The organism is Burkholderia sp. LK4 (assembly GCF_001043615.1).
In the GTDB taxonomy this organism is placed as follows: Bacteria; Pseudomonadota; Gammaproteobacteria; order Burkholderiales; family Burkholderiaceae; genus Burkholderia; species Burkholderia cepacia.
In genome coordinates, this window is the sequence record NZ_LDUL01000123.1 from 12,741 (window position 1) to 27,290 (window position 14,550).

Consider the following 14,550-nt stretch of genomic DNA (forward strand, 5'->3'; position numbering starts at 1 on the left):
ATCCGCGCTCCGGGCCGGCGGCCCGGTATCGCGTTCACATGCCGCCGATGCTTACTTGTTCGGCTGCGGCGTGAGGCGCAGATACGGACGCACTGCTTTGAAGCCCTTCGGGAAGCGCTTCTTCAGCTCTTCCGGATCCTGCAGCGACGGCACGATCACGACGTCGTCGCCATCCTTCCAGTTGCCGGGCGTCGCGACCTTGTAATTGTCGGTCAGTTGCAGCGAGTCGATCACGCGCAGCACTTCGTCGAAGTTGCGCCCGGTGCTGGCCGGATACGTGATGATGAGCCGCACCTTCTTGTTCGGGTCGATCACGAACAGCGAACGCACCGTCAGCGTTTCGTTCGCGTTCGGGTGGATCATGTCGTACAGCTGCGAAACCTTGCGGTCCGCATCGGCGATGATCGGGAAGCCGACGACCGTCGACTGCGTTTCGTTGATGTCGTTGATCCAGCCCTTGTGCGATTCGACACCGTCGACCGACAGCGCGATCACCTTCACGTTGCGCTTCTCGAATTCGCCCTTCAGTTTCGAGGTCAGCCCGAGTTCGGTCGTGCATACCGGCGTGTAGTCGGCCGGATGGGAGAACAGGACACCCCAGCCGTCACCCAGCCACTCGTGAAACTTGATCGGGCCCAGGCTCGATTCCTGCTCGAAATCCGGTGCGATGTCGCCAAGACGCAGACTCATGATGTTCCCTCCTCGAACGATGCTGGTTGAAACCGCGCCCGGGTCGGCGCGGGAAAGTCTGTCAGCTTACGGGAAGCAATGGGGCATGCGAACGATTATTCCGTTTGATATTCATACTTTTTTGTCATTTTTGCCCGGTGTCGATGCAGCGCTGGCAGCCCTGCGGGAAACTTTTCACCCCGTTTGCCGCTCTGTTGATGATTACAAATCGTTTACCATGCGGTCTTGCGCTGCCGTCGTGTTTCTTCCCGGCTCGCCAGCAGGCAGGCGTTTCGCTACGATGTGAACCTGCAGCATGACAGCATGAAGGGAGTTGCAATGTCGGAAATCAACAAGGAGAAACTGATGTCGGATATCAAAACCGTTCTCTCGGACGCCGAAGACCTGCTCAAGCAAGCTGCGAGCAGCACGGGCGACCGTGCGGCCGAGCTGCGCGAGAAAGCCATGTCGCGCCTGAAGCAGGCCAAGGAAAAGGCAGCCGACGTCCAGGTCGTCGTTGTCGAGAAAGGCAAGAAGGCCGCCCGCGCGACCGACGATTACGTGCACGAGCATCCGTGGACGTCGATCGGCGTCGCCGCCGGCGTCGGCGTGCTGATCGGCCTGCTGATCAACCGCAAGTAACGCGCCCTGCGCGTTCCGTCCCGCGGGCCGCTTCACGCGGCCTGCGGGCGTCGAAGCCAGCCGGCGGTTTCCGCCGGCCGGCTTTGTCCTAGCTGCACACTGCACGCGCACGCACCTCACCCATGACGACAGACACCACCTCGCAGCCGTCCGGCCAAGGACCGCTGCGCCGCCTCGTCGGCTCCGCGATCGGGCTTTTGCAAACGCGCCTCGAACTGGTGGGCATCGAGCTTGCCGAGGAGAAGGAGCGCCTGATGGGCGTGCTGTTCCTCGGGCTCGCCGCGATGATGCTCGCGACGATGGCACTCATCAGCCTGACCGTACTCGTCGCGATCGAGTTCTGGGATACCTACCGCTGGCAGTCGCTCGCGGCGATCACCGCGCTCTATGCCGCAGGCGGGATCGCGTGCGCACTGAAAGCCCGTTCGGGCCTGCGCGACGCGCCGACCGTATTCGAGGCGACGCTCGCCGAACTCGAGAAAGACCGCGAACTGTTCCGCGGCAAGCCGTGAACGCAGTCGCGCTCACCCCTCCCACCTACTTCGCCGACGCGCCATGAGCCAGAACGTCACGGGCAATTCCCCCCGCTCCCATTCGTCGCGATCGAACTGGAGCGCGTCGCAGCATCGCGCGCTCCGCAAGGAACTGTTGATCCTGCGATCCGAAGTCGAGCGGCTCGAACTCGCGGAAGCCGCCGGCGAAATGCGCCGGGCCGTCACGCGCTTCAGCTGGCTCAAGGTGTTCATCCCCGGCCTGTCCAGCAACAAGTTCAGCCAGTCCGCCAGGAACCTGAACGCGAGCCTCGGCCAGCTCGTCAACCAGTATCCGATGCTGAGTTCGCTCGCATCGCTCGTGCTCGCCAAACCCGTTCGCTCGCTGCTGCGCGCGAGCGCGGGGCCCGCGCTGAAGTGGGGCACCCTCGGTTTCGCTGCATGGGAGGTCTACCGGATCTGGAAGGCGTCCCGCAACGAGCGCGGGCTCGACGCGCACGACGACTGATCGTCGGCATCCTGCGCGCACGGCCATCCGCCGTGGCGCGCCTTTCATTCGAACTCAACGCGCACCCCAGCACGCGGCGACCTGTCCGTCGACGGCATCACTTCGGACATTGCCTTTCGTCCCGTCCGAGCGCAGCGTGAATGCGCCGCATGTGTCGCCATGCATCGGGCCGGTGTCGAGCGGGATGGCTTCCAGCTCATAGCTCACGGCCGAATCGTCGCCGTCCGGCCGCCGGAGCGCCAAACGATAGACCGCGCGCCCGTCCGGCGGCGCTTGCGCGAGTGTCGTGGGCAATGCCGAAGGCGGTACGCTCTCCAGTGCTTCGAGATATTGGGCCGCCCGGTACAGCGCGGCGACTGCCGATGCGCGATGAGCGCGCGCCACATGCTCGCGATACGACGGGATGCCCCATCCGGCCAGCACCGCGACGATCGCGAGCACGATCATCAGCTCGATCAGCGTGAATCCCGCCGAGCGGTACGTTGACGGGCAACCGCTCATCGAAGCACCGTCGCGACGTGACGCCAGCGCAAGGCGACGATGTGTCCGTCGCGGATCGCGACCTGATGCTGCAGCCAGACGGCGCTCGATGCATGCGCACCGACACCGCGCGCGGTGACCACGTACGCACGGGCATCGGCCGGCCCTGCCCCGCGCCACGCTTCGATCAGGCATCGTGGCGGTTGCCCGACCGCCGGCCATCCTGCGAACGGCGCGAACGCTTCGGCCGCCGCCAGCGCCGGCGCGCGCCGCCACGCGTCGGGCTCCGCATGCGACTCGCCTTCGCTTACGTAGGGCGCCGAGCCCCGGCGCAATCGCGCTGTGCACGCGGCAAGCGCGGCATCGGCCGCGTGAAATGCGACCAGCCGATCGGACAACGCGCGCGTGCGGCGCGATTCCGTCAGCGCAGCCTCGAACCACGTGCCAGTCAGCGCCGCAACCGCCGCGCCGACCGCGATCACCGCGGGCAATGCAAGGCCCGCTTCGCGACGCCGATCGCGGCTGGTTGACCGCAAGCGCAGGTGCGGCGCTCGCCGTCTCGACGCCAGGACCTCCGCACCCGCAGCCCGCCGCAGGGCTTCGCCACTTGTCGCGACACGTTCGTGCGTGTTGCCTGCCGCGCCGCATCCCGACCGCTGCGGCGCGTACCGCCCCGCTCCGCTCATCGCAGCACCTCGCGTTCATCCGTTGCATCGCGCGGCGTATCGTCGAATGCGCCCGCGACATTCCTCAACGCGACGATGCGATCGAGCGTCATGCGCGCGCGGCCGTCTTGTGCAACGACGGTGCGACTATCGCAGTCGACGTGCCGCGCCGGCTCGCCCGACGGGTCACCGCGCGCCCGCACGCAGACATGCACGGCCACGACCTCGTGCCAGTCGTCGACGCGCATGGCATCGGCATCGACGAACTGCGTGCCGCCGCGACGAAGATAGCGCACCCGCAACTGATCGATTCCCGACACGACCGGCTGTGGCGTACCCGGACGGCCGTTTCCTTCGCAATACAGTTCGGGCTCGCCCGTCGACGGACTAACGTGCACATCGAAGCGGTTCTCCACCGGCGCACGTTCGCCGGCCCCGCCGATACCCTGCCCGAGGCAATCCGGCACCTGGCCGCTAACGGTGGGCCACGTCGACACGGCGTCGCCGACATACCGGATCAGCAGCGCATCCGATGCAGCGTGCACGGGCTCGCACCGTACTTGCGCGCCACTTCCCCTCACACGCGCCATCGAACAGCCGAACACCGGCGGCAACGACGACACGCCCCCTGCATCGAGCGGCCGGAATCCTGCCATCTGGATCTGCTGGCCGATCAGCATCAGTGCGGTGCCGGCCGCATCGCGCATCCGGAACCCGTCGTCCGCACGCCGCTGGGCGATGCGCTGCGCGTGGAGCAGCGCACCGGCCGCCACGAGCACGAGCAGACCGACGGTCATCGCAATCAATACTTCAAGCAGCGTATGCGCACGCGTGCGGCGATCAGCGTTCATCGGCGTCAGTCTCCCGATACGGAATCCGGACGCAAGACGACAGCTGCGCCGACCTGCCCGTCGCATCGCATCGCGGCCCGGTAGCCGCATGACCGCCGCGCCAGCCGACAACCGCGTAGCTGACGCCACCCGGCCCATCGCCACGCGTCATCGCGCCACCAGGCAGCGACGCCGCGGCCCGCGCCGCGAGGCCATCGTCAGCCTGCGCGGCCACGTGCAAGCGCTCGATACGCGCATCAGCCAGCCACAGCGCGCGTTCACGCCAGATCGTCGCGCGCTGCGCACGCGCCATCGCAAGCTGGCTGCCCGCCACGGCCAGCATGACGGCCGCGAGGAGCGCGACGGCCAGCATCGCTTCGAGCAGCGACGTGCCGCGCATTGCGTTGCGCATCATGACACTCACGCCGCGTCGCAGCGGCCGGCGACAACCCGCGCCCGGCCACCTGCCGCGATCCGCACGCAACGCGACGCACGTGTGGCGTCAGCCCCCGATATGTCGCGTCGTGGACTCAATTCGAACCGCCGGATACCACCGATTGCCTGACCGACCGGCGGCGCAAACGCGAGATCGTGCGCCGCACCCGCGACGGCCACCTCGACATCGCGCGGATAGCGCCTCAGCACGCGTGACTGCCCGTCGACCTGCCCGCTGACGATCCAGTCGCACGACCATTCGGCCGGATCGCACCGCTCACCCGCACGCAAACAGGTGCCGCCGCTCCCGGCCCTGCACAGCGTGACGCGCACGCCGAGGCGCATCGCCTCGGTACGTGCAAACGACAGCGCGCCGAGCAACGCGCGCGAGCGTGCATCCACACGTTCACGCATGCGCCACTGGTCGAACGCGGGCGCCGCATGGAGCGCGAGCCCGGCCGCCAGCGAGAACGCGACCATCAGCTCGACGAGCGTGAACCCGCCCGAGCGGCGCAACACATTTTTCAGGGGTAAAGCGTGCAGTCCCATCGCAGCCGTCCTTCGCCAAGGTGATGCGACGACTGTAGCGACGCGTGCGGACGCGCGCCATTTGCCGAACGGCCGACTGGCGGCATGCGATCGCGACCGACACAATCGGCGCGAACTGATCCAACGGAGAAGACGATGAACGGACGCAGCGCGTCAGCGCTTACGCGGAGTCTTGGCGGGAGAGGCGCGACGGAACTCTTCGATCACGTCGGCAAATTCGGAAACGTCCTCGAACCGGCGATACACCGATGCGAAGCGGACATAAGCGATCGTATCGAGGCCGCGCAACTCGTTCATCACGAGTTCGCCGAGCTTCTCGCTACGCACTTCGCGCTCGCCTGTCGCGAGCAGTTGATACTCGATGCGGGCGACCGCCGCGTCGATCGCGTCGGCAGCAACCGGCCGCTTGCGCAGCGCGAGTTGCATGCTGGCGACGATCTTGCGACGGTCGAATTCCGTGCGGCTGCCGTCCTTCTTCACGACGAACGGCAGGGACAGCTCGACCCGCTCGTACGTCGTGAAGCGCTTGTCGCAAGCCGAGCAGCGACGGCGCCGCCGGATCGCGGCGCCATCTTCGGACACGCGCGAGTCCACGACCTGCGTGTCGTCATGCCGGCAGAACGGGCAGCGCATCGGCGATCAGCGATAGACCGGGAAACGCTTGGTCAGCTCGGCGACCTGCGCGCGCACGCGCTCGATCGTCGCTGCGTCTTCCGGGTTGTCCAGCACGTCAGCGATCAGGTTGCCCACCTGTTCCGCCTCCGCCGGACCGAACCCGCGCGTCGTCATCGCCGGCGAGCCCAGGCGCACGCCGCTCGTCACGAACGGCTTTTCCGGATCGTTCGGGATCGCGTTCTTGTTCACCGTGATGTGCGCCGCGCCCAGCGCAGCTTCCGCTGCCTTGCCCGTGATGTGCTTCGCGCGCAGGTCGACCAGCATCACGTGGCTTTCCGTGCGGCCCGACACGATCCGCAGCCCGCGCTTCACCAGCGTTTCGGCCAGCACGCGTGCGTTCTCGACCACCTTCTCCTGGTACGCCTTGAATTCCGGCGACAGGGCTTCCTTGAACGCCACCGCCTTGCCCGCGATCACGTGCATCAGCGGGCCGCCCTGGATCCCCGGGAAGATCGCCGAATTGATCGGCTTCTCGTACTCCGCCTTCATCAGGATCACGCCGCCGCGCGGGCCGCGCAGGCTCTTGTGCGTCGTCGTCGTCACGAAGTCCGCGTGCGGCACCGGGTTCGGGTACACGCCTGCCGCGATCAGGCCGGCGTAGTGCGCCATGTCGACCATCAGGTACGCACCGACCGACTTCGCGATCTTCGCCAGACGCTCGAAATCAATCTTCAGCGAGAACGCCGACGCGCCCGCGACGATCAGCTTCGGCTTGTGTTCCTGCGCCAGCTTCTCGGCCGCTTCGTAATCGATGTCTTCGTTCTCGTTCAGGCCGTAGCTCACCACGTTGAACCACTTGCCCGACATGTTCACCGGCGAACCGTGCGTCAGGTGGCCGCCGTGCGCGAGGCTCATGCCCATGATCGTGTCGCCCGGCTTGAGCATCGCGAAGAACACGCCCTGGTTCGCCTGCGAACCCGAGTTCGGCTGCACGTTCGCCGCTTCCGCGCCGAACAGCTGCTTCACGCGATCGATCGCCAGCTGCTCGACCACGTCCACGTATTCGCAGCCGCCGTAGTAGCGCTTGCCCGGATAACCTTCCGCGTACTTGTTCGTGAGCTGCGAACCCTGCGCGGCCATCACCGCCGGGCTCGTGTAGTTTTCCGACGCGATCAGCTCGATGTGATCTTCCTGGCGGCGGTTTTCCTGCTCGATCGCAGCAAAGATTTCGGGATCGACGTTCGCGATGGTGCTTTGGGCTCTGTCAAACATACGGTTTCCGTTAAGTGTGTACAGGTTGACCGAAGTGGCCGAGTACGGTGCGCTGCTGGCGGGACCAGCTCGACGTGGCGGAAGAATCCGTATGACGCGAGGCAGGACAGCCACCGGCAATGCACGCGACGGCGCACAACGGCTGCCCAGGCGAACGGCAAAAACGGCGCCCCGCGCTTCACGGTGGGATGCTCCACCTTGAACCCGAAGGGTTCTATCGCCAGTCACGCAGGGGTGATGAGCGCGTTAGTGTATTGGATGCGTCATGAATAGGCAACCGCACGGCGGTGCGCCCGAAGCAATTGGGGCCAGACTCTACGCGCCCGTGCCGGAACGCTTTGCCGCCTTGCCGCGGTGCGGCATTCTCAGTAGGCTTGCGGGATATCACCCGCTATTTTGTCTTCGACCAGGAGCAGCAATGATCGTGTTCGTCACAGGCGCGTCCGCCGGCTTCGGCGCCGCCATCGCCCGTGCCTTTGTCAACGGAGGCCACCGCGTCGTCGCGACCGCGCGTCGCAAGGATCGTCTCGATGCGCTCGCCGCCGAACTCGGCGATTCCCTTCTGCCGCTCGAGCTCGACGTACGCGATCGCGCGGCCGTCGAGGCCGTGCCGGCCGCCCTTCCCGCCGAATTCGCGGCGCTCGACGTGCTCGTCAACAACGCCGGCCTCGCGCTCGGCGTCGAGCCGGCCCAGAAGGCCAGCCTCGACGAATGGCACACGATGATCGACACGAACTGCACGGGCCTCGTCACGGTCACGCACGCGCTGCTGCCCGGCATGATCGAGCGCGGCCGCGGCCATATCTTCAATCTCGGCTCGGTCGCGGGTTCGTACCCTTATGCAGGCGGAAACGTCTACGGGGCGACCAAGGCTTTCGTCAGACAATTCAGCCTGAACCTGCGCGCCGACCTGCTCGGCACGCCGTTGCGCGTCACCGACATCGAGCCCGGCCTGTGCGGCGGCACCGAATTCTCGAACGTCCGTTATCGCGGCGACAACGAAAAAGCGGCGAACGTCTACAACAACGTCCAGCCGCTCATGCCCGAGGACATCGCCGACACGATCTACTGGATCGCGACGCGCCCCGCGCATGTCAACGTCAACACGATCGAGCTGATGCCGATCGCGCAAGCACCCGGCGGCCCGACCGTCCACCGCGGCTGAAGCCCCGCTGGCCGGCCCCTTCGGGCCGGCCAGCAGTGTGCTACCGCATACTACATTCCGTTACGAATCGGTTACGAATCAGGCTCCTGCCTTCCGGTAGAATGCGCGCCATGACCCAGCCTACCCGCTCCCCGGAAGCGCCCTCCGGCTTCATCTGGCCGGTGCGCGTGTACTACGAGGATACCGACGCAGGCGGCATCGTCTTCTATGCCAACTACCTGAAGTTCTTCGAACGCGCCCGCACCGAGTGGCTGCGCGCCTGCGGCATCGACCAGCGTCGGCTCGCCGACGAGACCGGTGCGATCTTCGTCGTCCGCAGCACGTCGCTCGACTACCGCGCACCGGCGCGACTCGACGACACCCTGGCGATCACGAGCCGGCCCGGACGCATCGGCCGCGCATCGGTGGAGTTCACGCAGGAAGCCTGGTGTGGAGACACGCTGCTCGTGGCCGGGCACATCCGCCTCGGTTGCGTCGACCGTACCGGCATCCGGCCCGCGGCGATCCCGCCGGCCGTGCTCGACGCGCTGGAACGCGGGCCCGTCATCGACGACGGGCAGACTGCACTGTCAACGAAGCTCGCATGAGCGCCGTTTAGACACAGCCTATGAACTTGCCTTTCTGATTCGATACTAAGCAAGGTTCGGCGCCAGGCAAGGCCGGCGCGCCGCGCCGCACGCATACCGGGCGCCCCGAAGGGACGTTACTCAAACCTCTATGAACACTTCTCAAGACCTGTCGATCATTTCCCTCGTCCTCAACGCGAGCGTGCTGGCCCAGGCCGTGATGGGGCTGCTGCTGCTGCTGTCGCTGATGTCGTGGACCTTCATCTTCCGCAAGTGGTTCGCGATCCGCCGCGCACGCGCGCAGACCGAACGCTTCGAGAAGGATTTCTGGTCGGGCGGCGACCTGCAGGCGCTGTACCAGAGCGCAGCCAACAACCGCCACACGATCGGCGCGCTCGAGCGGATCTTCGAATCGGGCATGCGCGAGTTCCTGAAGGCGAAGGAAAAGCGCATCAGCGATCCGGGCCTCGTGCTCGACGGCGCACGCCGCGCGATGCGCGCGTCGTTCCAGCGTGAGATGGACGTGCTCGAAGCGAACCTCGCGTTCCTCGCGTCGGTCGGCTCGGTCAGCCCGTACATCGGCCTGTTCGGCACGGTCTGGGGGATCATGAACTCGTTCCGCGGCCTCGCGAACGTGCAGCAGGCCACACTCGCGAACGTCGCGCCAGGCATCGCCGAGGCGCTCGTCGCCACCGCGATCGGCCTGTTCGCCGCGATTCCGGCCGTGGTCGCGTACAACCGCTACGCGCACGACATCGACCGCCTCGCGATCCGCTTCGAGACCTTCATCGAAGAGTTCTCGAACATCCTGCAGCGTCAGGCCCAGTAAGGAGCGCGCCATGGCAGGAAGCCCCATCCGATCCAGCATGCGCGGCGGCCGCTCGCGCCGTGCAATGGCCGACATCAACGTCGTGCCGTACATCGACGTGATGCTGGTGCTGCTCGTGATCTTCATGGTCACCGCACCGCTCGTCGCCCCGTCGATCATCAACCTGCCGACCGTCGGCAACGCCGCGCCGCAGGAGCAGACGCCGCCCGTCGTCGTCAACATCAAGGCCGATCGCACGATGAGCGTCAAGTACAAGGGCGACTCGGGCGCGACCCAGGAAGACACGATGACGAAGGCCGAGCTCGACAGCTTCATCGTGGCCCGGCAGGCCGACCATCCCGACCAGCCGGTCGTGATCGCGGCCGACAAGACCGTGCAGTACGATGCAGTCATGACCGTGATGTCCGATCTGAAGGCGCGCGGCGTCAAGCGCGTCGGCCTCCTCGTCAAATCGCAATGAACCGGCAGCAATCCACGCGCAGCTCCGCCTACCCGCCTCAGCCTCCCCGCGAGCGCGGTACCTGGCGCGCATTCGCGCTCGCCGCGCTGATGCACGTGCTGCTCGCGCTGTTCCTCTATCACGGCGTGCAGTGGCAGAACAGCACGCCGGCGGGCGCCGAAGCCGAGCTGTGGACCGAGGTGCCCGACGTGCCCGCACCGCGGCCCGTCGTCACGCCCGCGCCGCCCGCGAAGGTCGCGCCCCCCGCTCCCCCCGTGCGCGACGAGCAGGCCGACATCGCGCTGCAGCAGAAGAAGCGGCAGCAGGAAGCGGCCGCGCGTGAAGCGCTGCTCGAGCAGCAGCGCCGCGCACAGCAGTTGAAGGCGCAACAGGAAGAGGAAGCCCGGCGCGCGCAGCTTGCCGCGCAGCAGGCAGCCGCACTCGCCGCGCAAAAGGCCGCGGAACGCGACCGGCAGAAACAGGCCGACAAGCTCAGGCAACAGCAGCTCGCCGAGCAGCAGAAGCTTGAGCAGCAGAAGCTCGAACAGCAGAAACTCCAGCAGCAGAAGCAGGCGCAGCTCGAAGCGCAGCAGGCGGCGAAGGCGAAAGCCGACGCGGCCGCGAAGGCAAAGGCGGAAGCCCAGGCCAAGGCGAAGGCCGAAGCCACGGCACGCGCGAAGGCCAATGCGGCGGCGAACGCGAAGCTCGACCGCGAGCGCAGCGCGCGTCTCGCGCAGATGCAGGGCCTGTCCGGCGCCGGTGAAGGCGGCGGCGAAGGCCTCGCGAAAAGCGGCACCGGTACGGGTTCCGGCGGCAATGCCGCGACGCCCGGCTATGCCGACAAGGTGCGCCGCCGCGTCAAGCCGAACATCGTTTGGGGCGGCGAGCGGGCAGGCCTGACCACCGTCGTCAAGATTCGGTGCACGCCGTCCGGTGACGTATTGAGCGCATCGGTCTCCCGCTCCAGCGGGAATTCGGGGTGGGATCAAGCCGTGGTCAATGCGATCCACGCATCGGTCCCGTTGCCGCCCGATTCTAACGGTCGTACCCCGTCTGACATTACGATTACCTTCAAGGCGGCGGAGTGAAACGAAATGCGCTTACACTCCGGGCGTCGCTGTCGGACGGGAACGAATCGGGTATTTTTACTGTCTCTGCCGTTGCGCAGCGATCCAAGCCATACGGGAAGCAAGAAGCATGAGTTTGATGACAAAGCTAGGTTTCAGGGCACTCGTGGCCTCGTGTCTGATTACGGCGGGCAGCGCCGCTAACGCCCAGGTCAACGTGCTGATCACCGGTGTCGGGTCGACCCAGTTCCCCATCGCCACCGCGAATTTCGCGAACGAGGCGAACCTGCCGCAGCAGGTCACGTCGATCGTCCGCGCCGACCTCGCCCGCAGCGGCAAATTCACCAACATCGACGCAGGCAGCACGCCCGTGCCGGAGACCGCATCGGTCGATCTCGGCGCATGGAAGGCCAAGGGCGCCAATGCGTTCGTCGCCGGCAGCGTGAACCGCGAGGCGAACGGCCAGTACAAGGTCAACTTCATCCTGTACGACACCGTGAAGCAGCAAAGCCTCGGCGGCCTGTCGCTGACGGCCACCGACACCACGCTGCGCACGGCCGGCCACAAGATCGCCGACTACATCTACCAGAAGCTGCTCGGCGTGCGCGGCGTGTTCGCCACGCGCCTGTCGTACGTGATCAAGACCGGTAACCGCTACCAGTTGCAGATCTCGGATTCGGACGGCCAGAACGCGCGCATCGCGCTGTCGAGCACCGAGCCGATCATCTCGCCGTCGTGGTCGCCGAGCGGCACGAAGGTCGCGTACGTGTCGTTCGAGCGCAAGAAGCCGATCGTCTACATTCACGACCTGCCGACCGGCCGCCGCTACATCGTCTCCGACCAGAAGGGCAACAACAGCGCACCGGCATGGTCGCCGGACAGCAACACGCTGGCCGTCGCGCTGTCGCTGACGGGCAATACGCAAATCTATTCGGTCAATTCGACGGGCGGCGGCCTGCGCCGCCTCACGCAGAGCAGCTCGATCGACACCGAGCCGTTCTACTCGCCGGACGGCCGCTGGATCTACTTCACGAGCGATCGCGGCGGTGCGCCGCAGATCTACCGGATGCCCGCGCAGGGCGAGAGCGCCGGCGCCGCGCAGCGCGTGACCTTCACCGGCAGCTACAACACGAGTCCGCGTATCAGCCCGGACGGCAAGCTGCTCGCTTACATCTCCCGCACGGGCGGGGGCTTCAAGCTGTACGTTCAGGATCTGCAATCGGGCGCGGCGAACGCCATCACGAATACGAATCGCGACGAATCGCCGAGCTTCGCGGCAAACGGCCAGTACCTTCTGTACGCTACCCAGTCGGGTGGTCGCAATGTTCTGGCAGCAGTGCCCTCCGACGGCAGCGCGCCGCCGCAAATCCTGTCCGTCCAGGGCGGCTCCGTACGTGAGCCGTCGTGGGGGCCCTTCATGCAATGACCACAAGGAGAGTAACCATGATGTCGAATAAAGCTCGTCTGGCCCTGGCCGTGATGATGATCAGCGCGCTCGCAGCGTGCAAGTCGGGCGTGAAGCTCGACGACAAGGCCAACAACGCGGGTGCGGTCAGCACGCAGCCGAGCGCCGACAACGTCGCGCAAGTGAACGTCGATCCGCTGAACGACCCGAACAGCCCGCTCGCGAAGCGCAGCATCTACTTCGACTTCGACAGCTATTCGGTCAAGGACGACTACCAGTCGCTGATGCAGCAGCACGCCCAGTACCTGAAGAGCCACCCGCAGCGCCACGTGCTGATCCAGGGCAACACCGACGAACGCGGCACGAGCGAGTACAACCTCGCGCTGGGCCAGAAGCGTGCGGAAGCCGTCCGCCGTGCGATGGCACTGCTCGGCGTGAACGATTCGCAGATGGAAGCCGTGAGCCTCGGCAAGGAAAAGCCGCAGGCAACGGGTCACGACGAAGCATCGTGGGCGCAGAACCGTCGCGCCGACCTCGTCTACCAACAGTAAGTAACGGAAGAATCGCCGTATGACGCACCGTGTATCCCTGCTGCGCGTTGCCGCAGCATTCTGCGTCGCGGGCGCGGCGTGGTCGGTCGCGCCGGCGCACGCCGGCGTGTTCGACGACAACGAAGCGCGCCGCGCCGTGCTCGATCTGCGCACCAAGACCGACAACCTGGCCAGCCAGTTGTCGGCCGCCCAGCGTACGATCCTCGATCAATCCGGCCGTCTCGACCAGCTGAACCAGCAGGTCGCGACGCTGCGCGGCGAGAACGAGGATCTGACGAACCGGCTGACGACGCTCGAACGGCAGCAGAAGGAGTACTACCAGGATCTCGACACGCGGCTCAAGAAGTTCGAGCCGCAGCAGGCGACGATCGATGGTGTCGAAGGCACCGTGCAGCCGGGTGAAACGGATGCGCTCAATGCGGCGCAACAGCAGTTCCGCAACGGCAACTTCAAGGCGGCCGCGGCTTCGTTCCGCGCGTTCATCGCGAAGTATCCGCAGAGCCCCTACCAGCCGACCGCGCAGTACTGGTACGGTAATGCGCAATACGCACTGCGCGACTACCGCGGTTCGACTGCGACGTGGCAAGGGATCGTCAGCAAGTTCCCGCAGCACCCGCGCGCGGCCGATGCCCTCGTGGCGATCGGCACGAACCAGCTCGAGCAAGGCCAGAAGGCGGCCGCGAGGAAGACGTTCGAGCAGGTCGTTTCGCAGTACGCCGGGTCGAATGCTGCACAGACGGCGCAGGGCAAGCTTGAAACGATCAAATAATTATCGCGGCGGGTTGTTGACAGTCCAATAATCCGTCGCTATAATTTTTTGCTCTTTGGGTCGTTGCCAAAGTTATTGAAGCAACGAACCGACAGGTTTCAAGAACGTGGGGTGGTAACTCAGTTGGTTAGAGTATCTGACTTTTAATCAGAGAGTCGAGGGTTCGAGTCCCTCCCACCCTACCAACTATCTTTGATAGTGCAAATAAAGCCTCCCAAGCGGAGGCTTTTTTGCGTCTGTCGCATCCGTGTCGGATCGAAATACGACTTCCCGCTTTCGATTGAATACGCACGCATCTGATCCCGGCCTCCTTTCGGACTCGATCCGTTTTCCCGCGAGACGCTATCGCTACCGTCGCGCAGCACGACGTCGCGCGGCAGCGTGCACCGCCACTATCTTCACGCCCCGATAATCGGGGCCTTGGCCAGCCAGGCCCCGCATGATTCCCGCATGATCCGGGGGATGTTGTCACCGGGCCTGGTGGGTGGCTGGTGATCGCTAATAGGGGTTTGGCCGGGATATCCCGACGCCGTCCGTAACGTGGATGCCGAGACTTGCCACCGTTGTTGCAGGCCAATCCGTTCACTCTGCATAGATTTTGTC

19 protein-coding genes, 1 tRNA gene and 1 riboswitch are annotated in these 14,550 nt (G+C 65.7%); of the genes, 12 read left to right on the plus strand and 8 right to left on the minus strand.

Annotated elements, in window-relative coordinates; all coding sequences use genetic code 11:
* Positions 1–51: 51 nt before the first annotated feature.
* Entirely contained in the window at positions 52–690 is a 639-nt protein-coding gene (locus tag VK92_RS38040) for a peroxiredoxin (protein WP_021157158.1), read from the minus strand.
* A 318-nt stretch (positions 691–1,008) separates the two neighbouring features.
* Between VK92_RS38040 and VK92_RS38045 the strand changes: the two genes are divergently transcribed.
* The 3 genes from VK92_RS38045 to VK92_RS38055 all read left to right on the plus strand — a co-directional run bounded on the left by VK92_RS38045 (position 1,009) and on the right by VK92_RS38055 (position 2,310).
* Positions 1,009–1,311: a DUF883 family protein gene (locus VK92_RS38045; protein WP_006494044.1), complete on the plus strand. Its 303-nt coding sequence runs from the start codon at positions 1,009–1,011 to the stop codon at positions 1,309–1,311.
* Between the two features lie 122 nt (positions 1,312–1,433).
* Positions 1,434–1,823, plus strand: coding sequence for a phage holin family protein (locus VK92_RS38050; RefSeq protein ID WP_048026680.1), 390 nt, complete (start codon positions 1,434–1,436; stop codon positions 1,821–1,823).
* A 43-nt stretch (positions 1,824–1,866) separates the two neighbouring features.
* Entirely contained in the window at positions 1,867–2,310 is a 444-nt protein-coding gene (locus VK92_RS38055) for a DUF3318 domain-containing protein (protein ID WP_048026682.1), read from the plus strand.
* Positions 2,311–2,364: 54 nt separating this feature from the next.
* Here VK92_RS38055 and VK92_RS38060 read toward each other — a convergent pair whose 3' ends face one another.
* The 7 genes from VK92_RS38060 to glyA all read right to left on the minus strand — a co-directional run bounded on the left by VK92_RS38060 (position 2,365) and on the right by glyA (position 7,156).
* Entirely contained in the window at positions 2,365–2,811 is a 447-nt protein-coding gene (locus VK92_RS38060; RefSeq protein WP_048026684.1) for a type IV pilin protein, read from the minus strand.
* Positions 2,808–3,269 (minus strand): pilus assembly protein, encoded by a 462-nt coding sequence (locus VK92_RS38065; RefSeq protein WP_048026692.1) that lies wholly within the window; start codon positions 3,267–3,269, stop codon positions 2,808–2,810. The genes VK92_RS38060 and VK92_RS38065 overlap by 4 nt, the downstream gene beginning before the upstream one ends.
* 203 nt (positions 3,270–3,472) lie before the next feature.
* The gene (locus VK92_RS38070; protein WP_048026685.1) at positions 3,473–4,306 is read right to left on the minus strand and encodes a type IV pilus assembly protein; all 834 of its coding nucleotides are present in this window, start codon (positions 4,304–4,306) and stop codon (positions 3,473–3,475) included.
* Positions 4,296–4,700 (minus strand): hypothetical protein, encoded by a 405-nt coding sequence (locus VK92_RS38075; RefSeq protein ID WP_048026686.1) that lies wholly within the window; start codon positions 4,698–4,700, stop codon positions 4,296–4,298. Before VK92_RS38075 ends, VK92_RS38070 begins: the two co-directional genes overlap by 11 nt.
* Positions 4,701–4,705: 5 nt before the next feature.
* Positions 4,706–5,269: a GspH/FimT family pseudopilin gene (locus VK92_RS38080; protein ID WP_048026687.1), complete on the minus strand. Its 564-nt coding sequence runs from the start codon at positions 5,267–5,269 to the stop codon at positions 4,706–4,708.
* Between the two features lie 153 nt (positions 5,270–5,422).
* A complete protein-coding gene (nrdR, locus tag VK92_RS38085) occupies positions 5,423–5,902 on the minus strand; it encodes a transcriptional regulator NrdR (RefSeq protein ID WP_006476792.1) in 480 nt (159 codons plus the stop codon).
* A 6-nt stretch (positions 5,903–5,908) separates the two neighbouring features.
* Positions 5,909–7,156, minus strand: a complete 1,248-nt coding sequence (glyA, locus tag VK92_RS38090) for a serine hydroxymethyltransferase (RefSeq protein ID WP_048026689.1) — start codon at positions 7,154–7,156, stop codon at positions 5,909–5,911.
* A gap of 137 nt (positions 7,157–7,293) precedes the next feature.
* Positions 7,294–7,394, minus strand: a riboswitch (ZMP/ZTP riboswitch).
* A gap of 180 nt (positions 7,395–7,574) precedes the next feature.
* On the opposite strand from glyA, the gene VK92_RS38095 reads away from it, so the two are divergent.
* The 9 genes from VK92_RS38095 (at position 7,575) to VK92_RS38135 (ending at position 14,132) form a co-directional block, all read left to right on the plus strand.
* Positions 7,575–8,321 (plus strand): SDR family NAD(P)-dependent oxidoreductase, encoded by a 747-nt coding sequence (locus tag VK92_RS38095; protein WP_021157168.1) that lies wholly within the window; start codon positions 7,575–7,577, stop codon positions 8,319–8,321.
* Between the two features lie 101 nt (positions 8,322–8,422).
* Positions 8,423–8,908, plus strand: a complete 486-nt coding sequence (ybgC, locus tag VK92_RS38100) for a tol-pal system-associated acyl-CoA thioesterase (protein ID WP_027788265.1) — start codon at positions 8,423–8,425, stop codon at positions 8,906–8,908.
* A gap of 130 nt (positions 8,909–9,038) precedes the next feature.
* Positions 9,039–9,716: a protein TolQ gene (gene tolQ / locus VK92_RS38105; protein ID WP_021157170.1), complete on the plus strand. Its 678-nt coding sequence runs from the start codon at positions 9,039–9,041 to the stop codon at positions 9,714–9,716.
* A gap of 10 nt (positions 9,717–9,726) precedes the next feature.
* Positions 9,727–10,176, plus strand: coding sequence for a protein TolR (tolR, locus tag VK92_RS38110; RefSeq protein ID WP_011351075.1), 450 nt, complete (start codon positions 9,727–9,729; stop codon positions 10,174–10,176).
* Positions 10,173–11,243: a cell envelope integrity protein TolA gene (tolA, locus tag VK92_RS38115; protein WP_021157172.1), complete on the plus strand. Its 1,071-nt coding sequence runs from the start codon at positions 10,173–10,175 to the stop codon at positions 11,241–11,243. The genes tolR and tolA overlap by 4 nt, the downstream gene beginning before the upstream one ends.
* Positions 11,244–11,352: 109 nt before the next feature.
* Positions 11,353–12,648 (plus strand): Tol-Pal system beta propeller repeat protein TolB, encoded by a 1,296-nt coding sequence (gene tolB / locus VK92_RS38120; RefSeq protein ID WP_027788267.1) that lies wholly within the window; start codon positions 11,353–11,355, stop codon positions 12,646–12,648.
* 17 nt (positions 12,649–12,665) lie between these two features.
* Positions 12,666–13,178, plus strand: coding sequence for a peptidoglycan-associated lipoprotein Pal (pal, locus tag VK92_RS38125; protein ID WP_021157174.1), 513 nt, complete (start codon positions 12,666–12,668; stop codon positions 13,176–13,178).
* 19 nt (positions 13,179–13,197) lie between these two features.
* The gene (gene ybgF / locus VK92_RS38130) at positions 13,198–13,947 is read left to right on the plus strand and encodes a tol-pal system protein YbgF (RefSeq protein ID WP_048026691.1); all 750 of its coding nucleotides are present in this window, start codon (positions 13,198–13,200) and stop codon (positions 13,945–13,947) included.
* Between the two features lie 108 nt (positions 13,948–14,055).
* Positions 14,056–14,132: transfer RNA gene (locus tag VK92_RS38135), tRNA-Lys, on the plus strand.
* The last annotated feature ends 418 nt before the right edge of the window (positions 14,133–14,550 follow it).